At 71.9% G+C, this 13,016-nt stretch carries 8 protein-coding genes; 2 read left to right on the top strand and 6 right to left on the bottom strand.

Going from position 1 to position 13,016, the window contains the following annotated elements:
• Window positions 1-139: 139 nt before the first annotated feature.
• The gene (locus ABZ457_RS15905; protein ID WP_359158116.1) at window positions 140-1,027 is read right to left on the bottom strand and encodes a tRNA (adenine-N1)-methyltransferase; all 888 of its coding nucleotides are present in this window, start codon (window positions 1,025-1,027) and stop codon (window positions 140-142) included.
• Window positions 1,028-1,082: 55 nt separating this feature from the next.
• Window positions 1,083-2,390 (bottom strand): site-2 protease family protein, encoded by a 1,308-nt coding sequence (locus ABZ457_RS15900; RefSeq protein ID WP_359158115.1) that lies wholly within the window; start codon window positions 2,388-2,390, stop codon window positions 1,083-1,085.
• Between the two features lie 635 nt (window positions 2,391-3,025).
• On the opposite strand from ABZ457_RS15900, the gene ABZ457_RS15895 reads away from it, so the two are divergent.
• Window positions 3,026-3,880 (top strand): RecB family exonuclease, encoded by an 855-nt coding sequence (locus ABZ457_RS15895; RefSeq protein WP_359158114.1) that lies wholly within the window; start codon window positions 3,026-3,028, stop codon window positions 3,878-3,880.
• A gap of 13 nt (window positions 3,881-3,893) precedes the next feature.
• A complete protein-coding gene (locus ABZ457_RS15890) occupies window positions 3,894-4,565 on the top strand; it encodes a response regulator transcription factor (RefSeq protein WP_359158113.1) in 672 nt (223 codons plus the stop codon).
• Window positions 4,566-4,659: 94 nt separating this feature from the next.
• Here ABZ457_RS15890 and ABZ457_RS15885 read toward each other — a convergent pair whose 3' ends face one another.
• From ABZ457_RS15885 to metH, 4 genes are all read right to left on the bottom strand, one after another.
• On the bottom strand, window positions 4,660-6,243 hold the full coding sequence (locus ABZ457_RS15885; protein ID WP_359158112.1) for an ABC transporter substrate-binding protein: 1,584 nt from the start codon (window positions 6,241-6,243) through the stop codon (window positions 4,660-4,662).
• A gap of 114 nt (window positions 6,244-6,357) precedes the next feature.
• A complete protein-coding gene (locus ABZ457_RS15880) occupies window positions 6,358-7,959 on the bottom strand; it encodes an ABC transporter substrate-binding protein (protein ID WP_359158111.1) in 1,602 nt (533 codons plus the stop codon).
• Window positions 7,960-8,468: 509 nt separating this feature from the next.
• Window positions 8,469-9,170, bottom strand: coding sequence for an HAD family phosphatase (locus ABZ457_RS15875; RefSeq protein ID WP_359158110.1), 702 nt, complete (start codon window positions 9,168-9,170; stop codon window positions 8,469-8,471).
• Window positions 9,171-9,366: 196 nt separating this feature from the next.
• Window positions 9,367-12,879: a methionine synthase gene (gene metH / locus ABZ457_RS15870; RefSeq protein WP_359158109.1), complete on the bottom strand. Its 3,513-nt coding sequence runs from the start codon at window positions 12,877-12,879 to the stop codon at window positions 9,367-9,369.
• Between the last annotated feature and the right edge of the window lie 137 nt (window positions 12,880-13,016).

Here is a 13,016-nt window from a genome sequence, read left to right as displayed (position 1 = left end):
ACAGGGGGGTGCGCAATCGGTACGGGGCGGTGTGCGCCGCCGGGTCAAGACGACGGCGCCGCCGCCGAGTTCCCCGCGGGGTGGCGGGAACTCGACGGCGGCGCCGGTGCGTTGTCGGGTCGGTGCCCCGGGTGGGGTATCAGCCCTTGTTGGGGCCTTCGTAGTCCTCGCCGTAGGCGCCCTTGGCGGGGCGGCGGCGGCGCATCGGGGGCTCCACGCCGTCGGCGAGCCGGCGGGCGGTGACGAGGAAGCCGGTGTGGCCGATCATCCGGTGGTCCGGGCGGACGGCCAGTCCCTCGACGTGCCAGTTGCGGATCATCGACTCCCAGGGCTGCGGCTCGGCGAAGCAGCCGATCTCCCGGATGGACTCGACGGTGCGCGCGAGCTGGGTGGTGGTGGCCACGTAACAGCAGAGGATGCCGCCGGGGACGAGGGCCTTGGAGACCGCGTCCAGGCACTCCCAGGGGGCGAGCATGTCCAGGATGACCCGGTCCACGTCGGCGTCGGTGAGGTTGTCCTGGAGGTCGCCCACGGTGAGCTGCCAGGCGGGGTGCGGCTCGCCGAAGTAGCGCTCGACGTTCCCGCGGGCGATCTCGGCGAAGTCCTCGCGGCGCTCGTAGGAGTGGAGCATCCCCTGGTCGCCGATGGCCCGCAGCAGGAAGGCGCTCAGCGAGCCCGAGCCGACGCCCGCCTCGACGACGCGCGCGCCGGGGAAGATGTCGGCGAAGGCGAGGATCTGCCCCGCGTCCTTGGGGTAGACCACGGCGGCGCCGCGGGGCATGGACAGGACGTAGTCGGGGAGCAGGGGGCGCAGCGCAAGGTAGGCGACGTTTCCCGTGGTACGGACAACACTGCCCTCGGGAGCGCCGATCAGCTCGTCGTGGGGGAAGGAACCCTTGTGGGTGTGGAAGTTCTTCCCGGCCTCGAGCGTGAACGTGTAGTGGCGTCCCTTGGGGTCGGTGAGCTGGACCTGGTCCCCGACCTTGAAGGGCCCGCGACGGCGGGCGGCACCGGTCGGTTCGGACATGTGACCAGAGTACCGGCTCGTTCCGGCGCCCCGGGACGCCCTCCGGGCCCCGGGGTCAGCCCGCGGGACGGGCCATGGCCTGGACGAAGGCGCGTTCCACGTCGGCGGTGGAGAGGACGCCGTAGATCGCGCCGGTCTCCTCGACGACCAGGTACTCGGTGGCGGGGCTGGCGCGCAGCCGGTCGAGAAGGGCCTCGCCGGCGAGTTCGGCGGGCACGCGCATGCCGTCGGTGAGGTCCTGGGCGAGGGTGCCCACCGCGACCCAGGGGCGCCGGTGCTCGGGGACGCCGACGATGGCGGCCTCGCGGACGAGGGCGGTCGGGTCGCCCTGGCCGTCGACGACGACGAGGGCGCGGGCGCCGGCCTCGTTGGCCCGGCGCAGGGCCTCGGAGAGGGGGGTGTCGGTCTCGACGGGGACGGCCCGGCGGGTGAGGGCGCGGGCGGCGAGTTCGGGCAGGTGCTCGCGGAGGCGGGCCATCCGCAGGCTGTTCCCGGCGCCGGTCCAGATGATGGCGGCGAGGATCGCGGCGAGGAGGGCGTCCATCACCGTCTCCATCCCGCCGATGTCCTCGGTGGCGTTGCCGAGGGCGCCGGTGTGGGTGAGCAGCGGGAGGCCGATGAGGACGGCGACGGCGAGGGCGCGGCCGACCCAGGCGGCGGCGATGGTGCCGGTCATGGGCTTGCCGCTGAGCTTCCAGACCACCGCGCGGAGCATCCGGCCGCCGTCGAGCGGGAGGCCGGGCAGCAGGTTGAAGGCGGCGACGATCAGGTTGGAGATCATCAGGCCGGCGAGCAGGACGCCGGGGACGGTGCCGGGCTCCACGGCGGCCATGCCGAGGTAGAACACCCCGGCGAGGACGAGGGAGAGCAGCGGTCCGACGAAGGCGAGGACGAACTCGCGGCCGGGGGTCTCGGTCTCCTTCTCGATCTCGGAGACCCCGCCGAAGAACTGGAGCTGGATGCGGCGCACGGGCAGCTTGAAGCGGAGCGCGGCGACGGTGTGGGCCAGTTCGTGGACGAGGACGGAGGCGTAGAAGGCGACGGCGAAGAAGAGGGAGACGAGGTAGCGGGCGCCGCCGAGTTCGGGCAGCACGCGGTCGAGCTGGCCGCCGAAGATCCAGGTGATGAGGGCGGCGACGACGAACCAGCTGGGGGCGACGTAGACGGGCACGCCGAAGGGGCGGCCCATCAGGATGCCGCCGCCGGGTGCGGAGCGGTGCGGGTCGGGCGTCGCGGCGTCCTTGCCGGTGGCCGCCCCCGCCGTTTCCGTGCCCCGGGGCTCCGGGGTGCTGTTCTTCCCGGTGGTGCCGCCCGCTTCGGACCGCGGCCGCTCGCGCTCGCCGCTCGTCTCGTCCTCGTTCACGGGGTCCCTTCGTCGCCGAGGATCTTGCGGACCGGTTCCGCTCGTTCGAGCATGCCGGTCCGGGGGTCTGCCGTCGATGGTATGCCGACGACTGTCGGTGGCGGGCCGTAGGGTCTTACGTCATGAGTACGAGTCAGCCGTCCACCGACGGGCCCCGCGGCGGGGCCGCCGCGGGGCCCCCTCCGGCGGCGGGCGGCCCTGCCGCCGCCGTCCCCGCGCAGACCGGCGCCTCGCCCGCGGAGCGGGCGGGGGCGCCCGACAGCGCGGGTGGGGCCCGGTCCGGCGCGGGTGCCGCGCCCGGCGCGGGCGGCGCGCAAGCGGACCCGGCAGGGTCCGCGCCCGGTGCGGGCGAGGCATCGCGCGGCGGGGCGCCGGCCGCGCCCGGCGCCGCAGGCGCGGAAGGGGCCCCGCCGGGCGGGACGCAGGCGGCTGGGGCTCAAGCGGGCGGAACGCAGGCGGCCCAGGCGGGCGGGCCCAGCGCGGCGCCTACCGCGCCCGGCGCGGACGAGGGCGGACCCGGCGCGTCCAGCGCCGCAGGCCCGGACGGGGCACGGTCCGGCGCAGGCGGGACGCAGGCGGCTGGGGCCCAGGCGGGCGGAGCCCAGCCCGGCGGGGCGCCCGGTGCGGCCAGGCGCGTGGCCGCGCCGCCGTCGTCGTTGTCGCCGTCGCGGGCGAGCGACTTCATGCAGTGCCCGCTGCTGTACCGCTTCCGGGTGATCGACCGGCTGCCCGAGAAGCCGAGCGAGGCGGCCACCCGCGGCACCCTGGTGCACGCGGTCCTTGAGCGGCTGTTCGACGCCCCGGCGGCCGAGCGAACGGCGCCGCGGGCCCGTTCGCTGGTGCCCGGCCAGTGGGACCGTCTGCTGGAGTCGCGCCCGGAGCTGGCCGGGCTGTTCGCGGACGACGCGGAGGGCGAGCGGCTGGCGCGCTGGCTGGGCGAGGCGGAGCACCTGGTGGAGCGCTGGTTCTCGCTGGAGGACCCGACGCGGCTGGAGCCGGCCGAGCGGGAGCTGTTCGTGGAGGCCGAGCTGGACTCCGGGCTGCGGCTGCGCGGGGTCATCGACCGGGTGGACGTGGCGCCCACGGGCGAGGTGCGGATCGTCGACTACAAGACGGGCAAGGCGCCACGCCCGGAGTACAACGAGGGCGCCCTGTTCCAGATGACCTTCTACGCGCTGGTGGTCTGGCGGCTGAAGCGGGTGCTGCCGCGTCGGCTCCAGCTCGTCTACCTGGGCAGCGGCGATGTGCTGACGTACGACCCCGTGATGGCCGACCTGGAGCGCATGGAGCGCAAGCTGCTCGCGCTGTGGGAGGCGATCGAGCTGGCGACGCGCACGGGCGACTGGCGGCCCCGGCGGACGAAGCTCTGCGGCTGGTGCGACCACCAGGAGTTCTGTCCCGAGTTCGGCGGGACTCCCCCGGTCTATCCGCTGAGCGTCTCCCCGGCCGCGTCGGCGGAGGATGGTCAGGGCAGAATGGGCCCGGTCTGAAGGAGGACTCCCTGTGGCTATCCGCGTCCTGCTGGTCGACGACCAGCCGCTGCTGCGCACCGGTTTCCGCATGATCCTGGAGGCGGAGCCGGATCTCGCGGTGGTCGGCGAGGCCGGGGACGGCCTCCAGGCCCTCGACCAGGTGCGGGCGCTCCAGCCCGATGTGGTGCTGATGGACATCCGCATGCCGCGGATGGACGGCGTCGAGGCGACCCGGCAGATCACCGGCCCGGGCCGGGACGGTCCGGCGAAGGTGCTGGTGCTGACCACCTTCGACCTGGACGAGTACGTGGTGGAGGCGCTGCGCGCGGGGGCCAGCGGCTTCCTGCTCAAGGACGCCCCGGCGAACGAGCTGGTGCAGGCGATCCGGGTGGTCGCGGCCGGTGAGGCGATGCTGGCGCCGAGCGTCACGCGCCGCCTGCTGGACAAGTACGCGGACCATCTGCCCTCGGGCGAGGAGCCCGTCCCGGACGCGCTGAACACGCTGACCGAGCGCGAGGTGGAGGTCCTGAAGCTGGTGGCGCGCGGCCTGTCGAACGCGGAGATCGCGGCGGACCTGTTCGTCAGCGAGACCACGGTCAAGACGCATGTGGGCCATGTGCTGACGAAGCTGGGTCTGCGGGACCGGGTGCAGGCCGCGGTCTACGCGTACGAGAGCGGGCTGGTGCGTCCCGGGGCGCAGTGAGCCCCCAGCCGGCATCGCGGAACCGAGACGGGACGGCCCCCGGAGCTCCGGGGGCCGTCCCGTTCGTCGTGCCAGCGGGCGAGGCCGGGGCCGGTCAGCCCTTCTTGATCTCCCAGAAGCGGAAGACCGTCGACGCGTCGAGGGTCCACTCCAGACCCGTGACGTTCCCGCGGGCGACGGCGTACTGCTTGCCCTGCCACAGCGGGAGGACGGGCACGTCCTCGGCCACCAGGTCCTGGAGCTCGCCGAAGGCGCCCTCGGTCGAGGCGCGGTCGGTCACCGCCGAGGTCCCCGGGATGATCTCCCCGGTGATCTTCTTGTTCTCGTAGTTGTTGGCGAGGACGTTGTCCGGGCCGAAGAACGGCTGGGTGAAGTTGTCGGGGTCCGGGTAGTCGGGCACCCAGCCCTTGACGTAGACGCCGTACTTCCCGGCGTGGATCTCCTTCTCGTACTTCTCGAAGGGGACCGACTCGACGGTGGCGCGGAAGAGGCCGCTCTTGTTGAGCTGGGCGGCGACGGCGCGCAGGGTCTGGTCGGTGGCCGGGCCGTAGCGGCTGGGCGTGGACCAGAGGGTCAGCTCGACGGGCTCGGTGATGCCGGCCTCGCGCAGCGTCTTGCGGGCCTCGGCGGGCCGGGGGCTGCCGCCGTAGCGGTCGAAGAAGGCGGTGTTGTGGGTCGCGATGCCCGCCGGGACGATCGAGTAGAGCGAGGTGGCGGTCGCCCGGTGGACGTCCCTGACCAGGGCGTCGCGGTCGACGAGCTGGGCGAAGGCGCGGCGGACGGCGAGCTTGCCGGCGACGGGGTGGTCCATGTTGAAGACCAGGTGCTGGACCTCGGCGCTGGTGCCCTCGATCACCGAGATCCGCTCCTCGCCCGAGGAGCCGGAGTTCTGGAGGTCGGCGACGTCCTTCGCGGTGAGACCGCGGTAGGCGATGTCGACCTCGCCCTTCTTGAGGGCGGCGGCGAGGGCCTTCTGGTCGCCGTCGAAGAAGGTCAGCGTGACGCCGCCGTTGCGGGGCTCGGCGTCGCCCTTGTACTCGGGGTTGACCGAGAAGACGGCGCGGTCCTCGCTGAAGGAGTCGAGCTTGTACGGGCCCGAGCCGACGGCCTTGCCGTCGGTGCGCAGCTCCCCGTCCTCGTACTCGCGGTGGTCCACGATCGAGCCGGCGCCCGAGGCTATCTTGCTGGGGAAGGTGGCGTCGGGGGCGGTCAGGCGGAAGACGACGGTCCGCTCGTCGGGGGTCTCGATGCGGTCGATGGTGGTGAGCAGCGGCACCGGGCCGGTGTCGCTGTCGATCTTCAGGGCCCGCTCGAAGGAGAACTTGACGTCCTTCGAGGTCAGCTTGTTGCCGTTGCTGAAGGTGAGGCCGTCGCGCAGGACGCAGCGGTAGACCGTGCTGCCGCTGCCGTCGAAGCCGCAGGCCTCGGCGGCGTCGGGGCGCGGGGTGGTGCTGCCCTTGGGGAAGCTCAGCAGGGACTGGAAGACGTTGTTGAAGAGCAGCCACGATCCGGGGTCGTAGCCGTCCGCGGGGTCGGTGGCGAGGACCTGGTCGGACATGCCGACGACGACGCCGTCACCGCCGCCCCCGTCACCCTGGTCGATGCCGCAGCCGGCGAGCAGGGCCGTGGAGAGGACGACGGCGAGGGGCGCCGCGCCCTTCGTGAGTAGAGCCTTCACAGGACGTGCCTCTGTTTCTCGGGAGCCGGCCGGTACGGGTGGCCGGCCGGTTCTCGGGAGCCGGCCGGTTCACATGAACCGGCCGGGACGGCCGCGGGCGGGTCGGGCGCCCGGTCAGGAGCTGCTGCCGCGGGCCAGCTCCCACAACTGGAGGTCGGAGCTGGTGTTGAGGGCCCACTCGACACCGGTGACGTCCTCGCGCGCGGCGACGTACTGCTTGCCCTGCCACAGCGGGAGGAAGGGGACCTCGTCGGCGACGATGTCCTGGATCCGCTGGAAGGCCGGGGAGGCGGCGGTGCGGTCGGCCTCGCGGCGGGACCGCGGGATGAGGCCGCGGGCCTCCTCGTTCGCATAGGGCGTGTTGAGGAAGTTGCCCTTGTCGAGGAAGGGGGCGGTGTAGTTGTCCGGGTCCGGGAAGTCGGGGAACCAGCCGAGGCCGTAGACCGCGTACTCGCCGCGCTTCTGGGCGGGGCGGAACTCGGACCACTCGGCGCCCTTGACCTTCACGTCGAAGAGCTTGGTGGCGTTGAGCTGGTCGCGCAGCGCCTCGAACTCCTTGGCGGTGCCCTCGCCGTAGTGGTCGGTGGTGTAGTTCAGCTCCAGCTCGACCGGGGTGTCGATGCCCGCCTGGGCGAGGATGCCCGCGGCCTTCTTGCGGTTGGGCTCGCCGTACTTGTTGTAGAACGAGTTGGTGTGCGCGGCGATGCTCTTGGGGATGAGCGAGTACAGCGGCTCGGCGGTGGAGCCGTAGACCTGTCCGGCGATCGCGCCGCGGTCGACGACGGCGGCCATGGCCTGGCGGACGGCCTTGCTCCTGACCGTGGAGTCGGCGGTGTTGAAGGCGAGGTAGCGGATCTCCAGGCCGGGGACCTCGGTGAGCTTGATGCCCTCCTTGGGGCTCTCGGACAGCTCCCGGATCTGCTCGGGGGACATCGCGCGGGTCATCATGTCGATGTCGCCGGCCTCCAGGGCGGTGCCCATGGACCCGGAGTCGGCGAAGGAGCGCAGCTCGATGCGGTCGTTGCGGAGCTTGACCCCGCCCTTGTACTTCTCGTTCCGGGTGAAGACGATCTTGCTGACCCGGTCCCCGTCGGTCTCGGTCTTCATCGTGTACGGGCCGCTGCCGTCGACCTCGAAGCCCGAGCGGAGCTTCTTGCCGTCGTACTTCCCGGGGCTGACGATGGCGGCCACCGGCGTCGACAGCTTGTAGGGGAAGGTCGCGTCCGGGGTGGAGAGGTGGAAGATCACCTCGTCTTCGCCCTTGGTCTCCATGGTGTCGATGTTCGACAGCAGGGCGGCGGTGCCGTTGTCGCCGTCGATGTCGAGGACCCGCTGGATGGAGAAGACCACGTCCTCGGCGGTCACCGGGGTGCCGTCGGCGAAGGTGAGGCCGTCGCGCAGCTTGCAGCGGTAGCTCTCGCTGGCGTTGTCGGTGAACGAGCAGGACTCGGCCGCATCCGGGACGGGCTCGCCGCCGCCGCGCGGGGAGCGCATCAGGGTCTGGACGGTCTGGCGCAGGACGTTCCAGGTGCCGGTGTCGTAGGCGTAGGCGGGGTCCAGGGGGGCGGGGGAATCGGCGCTCGCGACGAACTGGTCCGTGGTGCCCACGACGATGGCGTCACCGCCGCCCGAGGCGCCGTCCGTGCTGCCGCATGCGACGAGGACGGGGGCGAGCAGGCCGGTGACGGCCAGCGGCACCAGGGTCTTGCGGTTCATCGTGGACGTTCTCCCTCATCCATCCGGCACTGGGACTACAGCGTGTGGCAGGTCACTGCGCCGCTTCCGCCCGGTCTGGGCGGTGCGATCGGGCCGGGGACACAGAGCGATCGATCCGGGTGTTTCCGTCGTCCTGATGGGTCGGCGGAACACCGTGGCGTGGCGGCGGAGTTCTCGCGACGAGATTAGTCGGAGGTGCCAGGAAAGCGTGAACGGGCCCGAGTTGGGCCGTAATCGCTGAGTGATCACCTATGCCTGCGCGTAGGCACTCTCACCCCGGATGTTTCACCCGCTCCTCAGGCAAATCGGGCGCGCGGGAGTCCCGGACACCCGTCGCCGGGCACCCGGGAGGCCACCGCCGGCCCCGGGCAGTTGTACGCGCAGTGACGAAGGTCACGCCGGGAAAGGCGCAGGCGATTACCGCTGGGTAATGTGGATGGTCACGGAAAATACATGCTCCGGCGCGCTGAGTTCCGCCCCCGGACAAGGGGAACGACCGGCCCCGGCCGTCAGCGCGGTGAGGTGATCAGGGTGCGCAGAAAGAGCAGGTCGACTTCTTCCAGGGACTGAACGACGATTCGGCCCGCGGCGGGCTGGATCGGCGCGACCGACGGCACCGCGACCACCCGGCAGCCGGCGGCCTCGGCGGACGCCACCCCGGTCGCCGTGTCCTCGATCACCGCACAGCGCACCGGCTCGGCGCCGATCCCCCGGGCGGCCAGCAGATAGGGGTCGGGGTGCGGCTTGGTCCGCTCCACCTCGTCGCCCGCGACCGACAGGGTGAAGCGGTGCGGGCCCAGGGAGTCGAGCACCCGGTCGATGATCCGCCGGTGCGAGGCGGAGACCAGCGCGGTGGGGACGTTGTGGCGGGCCAGCTCGGCGAGCAGCCGCTCGGCGCCCGGCATCAGCGGCACGCCCCGGTCGATGCGCTCCTCGAACTTGTCGTTGAGCAGCACGCTCAGCTCGGCGAGGGAGATGTCCGCGCCCGTGGCCTCGATCAGATAGCCGGCACTGCGGGCCATCGGCCCGCCGACCACCACGTCCCGCCACTCCTCCTTCAGCCGGTGCCCCAGGTCGGCGAAGACCGCGACCTCGGCGTCCCACCAGAAGCCCTCGGTGTCGACGAGGGTGCCGTCCATGTCCAGGAAGACGGCCTGCAGGGCCGCTCCCCCGGCGGTCAGGGGCAGGGACGCGGGGACCGTGCTGGTCATGGGCACACCTCCGGAAGGGACGAGAAGGCCGGTCACCCCTCGCCCGCGACGGTGCCGCGGTGACAGGTGACCGGCCTGCATGGACCGACCAGTGTACGACTGCCGCGATCAATGTGCCCCGACATACCTCCGGGCGCGCCCCGGCACGGACCGACGGGGCGCCGGGAGGGGTACGGCCCTGCGCGCCCCGGCCGGCTCAGCGCGCGTTGAAGTACTTCGCCTCGGGGTGGTGGATCACGATGGCGTCGGTGGACTGCTCGGGGTGGAGCTGGAACTCCTCCGAGAGCTGGACCCCGATCCGCTCCGGCTCCAGCAGCTCGGCGATCTTGGCCCGGTCCTCCAGGTCCGGGCACGCCCCGTAGCCGAGGGAGAACCGGGCGCCGCGGTACTTGAGGGCGAACATGTCCTCCACGTCCGCCGGGTCCTCACCGCCGAAGCCCAGCTCGGCGCGGACCCGGGCGTGCCAGTACTCGGCCATCGCCTCGGCGAGCTGCACCGAGAGGCCGTGCAGCTCCAGGTAGTCGCGGTAGGAGTCGGACTCGAAGAGCTTGGCGGTCTCCTCGCCGATCCGGGAGCCGACGGTGACCACCTGGAGCCCGACCACGTCCGTCTCGCCCGACTCCACGGGCCGGAAGAAGTCCGCCAGGCACAGGCGGCGGCCCCGGCGCTGGCGCGGGAAGGAGAACCGGGTCCGCTCCGAGCCGTCCTCGCCGAGGAGGATCAGGTCGTCGCCCTTGGAGACGCACGGGAAGTAGCCGTAGACGACGGCCGCCTCCAGCATGTTGTCGGTGTGCAAACGGTCCAGCCAGCCGCGCAGCCGGGGGCGGCCCTCGGTCTCGACCAGTTCCTCGTAGCTCGGCCCGTCGCCCGCGCGGTTCTGCTTGAGGCCCCACTGGCCCTTGAAGAGGGCGCCCTCGTCGAGCCAGGAGGCGTACTCCTTGAGCTGGATGCCCTTGATCACGCGGGTGCCCCAGAACGGCGGGGCCGGGATCGGGTTGTCGGTGGCCACGTCGGAGCGGGCGGGGCCCTCCTCGGGGCGCTCCTCGACCACCACGTTGGCGGTGGACCGCACCCGGCGCTGCTTGAGCTCGGGCAGGGTGGCGCCGGGGACGCCGCGCTTGACGGCGATCAGGGCGTCCATCAGGCGCAGGCCCTCGAAGGCGTCCCGGGCGTAGCGGACCTCGCCCTCGTAGATCTCGTGGAGGTCCTGCTCGACATAGGCGCGGGTCAGGGCGGCGCCGCCGAGGATGACCGGGTAGTCGGCCGCCAGCTTGCGCTGGTTCAGCTCCTCCAGGTTCTCCTTCATGATCACCGTGGACTTGACCAGCAGGCCGGACATGCCGATGACATCGGCCTTGTGGTCCTGGGCGGCCTCCAGGATCGCGGAGACCGGCTGCTTGATGCCCAGGTTGACCACGTTGTAGCCGTTGTTGGACAGGATGATGTCGACGAGGTTCTTGCCGATGTCGTGGACGTCGCCGCGGACGGTGGCGAGGACGATGGTGCCCTTGCCGGCCTCGTCGGTCTTCTCCATGTGCGGTTCCAGATGGGCGACCGCGTTCTTCATGACCTCGGCGGACTGGAGGACGAAGGGGAGCTGCATCTGCCCGGAGCCGAACAGCTCGCCGACGACCTTCATGCCGTCGAGCAGGGTCTCGTTGACGATGTCGAGGGCCGAGCGGGTCTCCAGGGCCGCTTCGAGGTCGGCCTCCAGGCCGTTCTTCTCGCCGTCGATGATGCGGCGCTTGAGGCGCTCCTCCAGGGGCAGGGCGGCCAGTTCCTCGGCCTTGCCGGCCTTCATGGACTTCGCGGTGGCGCCCTCGAAGAGGGCCATCAGCTTCTGGAGGGGGTCGTAGCCCTCGGACCGGCGGTCGTAGATCAGGTCCAGGGCGGTGGTGACCTGCTCCTCGTCGAAGCGGGCGATCGGGAGGATCTTGGAGGCGTGCACGATGGCCGAGTCCAGGCCCGCCTTGACGCACTCGTCCAGGAAGACGGAGTTGAGCAGGATCCGGGCCGCCGGGTTGAGGCCGAAGGAGATGTTCGACAGGCCGAGGGTGGTCTGCACGTCCGGGTGGCGGCGCTTGAGTTCGCGGACCGCCTCGATGGTGGCGATGCCGTCCTTGCGGGACTCCTCCTGACCGGTGCAGATGGTGAAGGTCAGGGTGTCGATGAGGATGTCCGACTCGCGGATGCCCCAGTTGCCCGTCAGGTCCTCGATCAGCCGCTCCGCGATGGCGACCTTGTTCTCGACGGTGCGGGCCTGGCCCTCCTCGTCGATGGTCAGGGCGATCAGCGCGGCGCCGTGCTCCTGGGCGAGGCGGGTGACCTGGGCGAAACGGGACTCGGGGCCGTCGCCGTCCTCGTAGTTGACGGAGTTGATGACGGCACGGCCGCCGAGGCGCTCCAGGCCGGCGCGGATGACGCCGACCTCGGTGGAGTCCAGCACGATCGGCAGGGTGCAGGCGGTGGCGAAGCGGGCGGCCAGCTCGTCCATGTCGGCCACGCCGTCCCGGCCGACGTAGTCGACGCAGAGGTCGAGCATGTGCGCGCCCTCGCGGATCTGGTCCCGGGCCATCTCCACGCAGTCGTCCCAGCGGCCGTCGAGCATGGCCTCGCGGAACTTCTTGGAGCCGTTGGCGTTGGTGCGCTCGCCGATGGCCATGTAGGAGGTGTCCTGGCGGAACGGGACCGTCTGGTAGAGGGAGGCGGCGCCCGGCTCGGGGCGCGGCTCGCGGGCGGCGGGGGCGAGGTCCCGGACCCGCTCGACGACCTGGCGCAGGTGCTCGGGGGTGGTGCCGCAGCAGCCGCCGACCAGGGAGAGCCCGTAGTCGCGGACGAAGGTCTCCTGGGCGTCGGCGAGTTCCGGGGCGGTCAGCGGGTAGTGGGCGCCGTCCTTGCCGAGGACGGGCAGGCCCGCGTTGGGCATGCAGGAGAGCGGGATGCGGGAGTGGCGGGCGAGGTAGCGCAGGTGCTCGCTCATCTCGGCCGGGCCGGTGGCGCAGTTGAGGCCGATCATGTCGATGCCGAGGGGCTCCAGCGCGGTGAGCGCGGCGCCGATCTCGGAGCCGAGGAGCATGGTGCCGGTGGTCTCGACGGTGACCGAGCAGATGATCGGGAGGTTGGTGCCGGTGGCTTCCAGGGCCCGCCGGGAGCCGAGGATGGCGGCCTTGGTCTGCAGCAGGTCCTGGGTGGTCTCGACGAGGAGGGCGTCGGCGCCGCCGGCGATCAGGCCCTCGGCGTTCCGCTGGTAGGCGTCGCGCAGCACGGTGTAGGGGGCGTGGCCGAGGGTGGGCAGCTTGGTGCCGGGGCCGATGGAGCCGAGCACCCAGCGCTGCTGACCGGTGGCGGCGGTGAACTCGTCGGCGGTCTCGCGGGCGATCCGGGCGCCGGACTCGGAGAGTTCGAAGACGCGCTCGGGGATGTCGTACTCGCCGAGGGCCGCGTGGTTGGCACCGAAGGTGTTGGTCTCGACGCAGTCGACGCCGACCTCGAAGTAGGCGCTGTGGACCGAGCGGACGATGTCGGGGCGGGTCACGTTGAGGACCTCGTTGCAGCCTTCGAGCTGCTGGAAGTCCTCCATCGTGGGGTCCTGGGCCTGGAGCATGGTGCCCATCGCGCCGTCGGCGACCACCACCCGGGTGGCCAGCGCCTCGCGGAGCGCTTCGATACGGGTCCGGCTGTCGGGGGACGGGGTCGGCGACGAGGCCATGGATGAGCTCCCTGGGATGCGACGGCTGTCGGCTTTGCACCCCCCATGGGGAGGGCGCACGGAGCCAGGGTAGCCGTGGGTGCCCTCGCGGCGTCCTCGTGTCTTGCGGGCCGGACGGTGGAGTGCGTGCGGGTTTC

Source organism: Streptomyces sp. NPDC005805, assembly GCF_040630445.1.
Taxonomy (GTDB): Bacteria; Actinomycetota; Actinomycetes; order Streptomycetales; family Streptomycetaceae; genus Streptomyces.
Note: the sequence above shows the minus strand (reverse complement) of the source record. Positions and strands in the feature narration are given on the sequence as shown.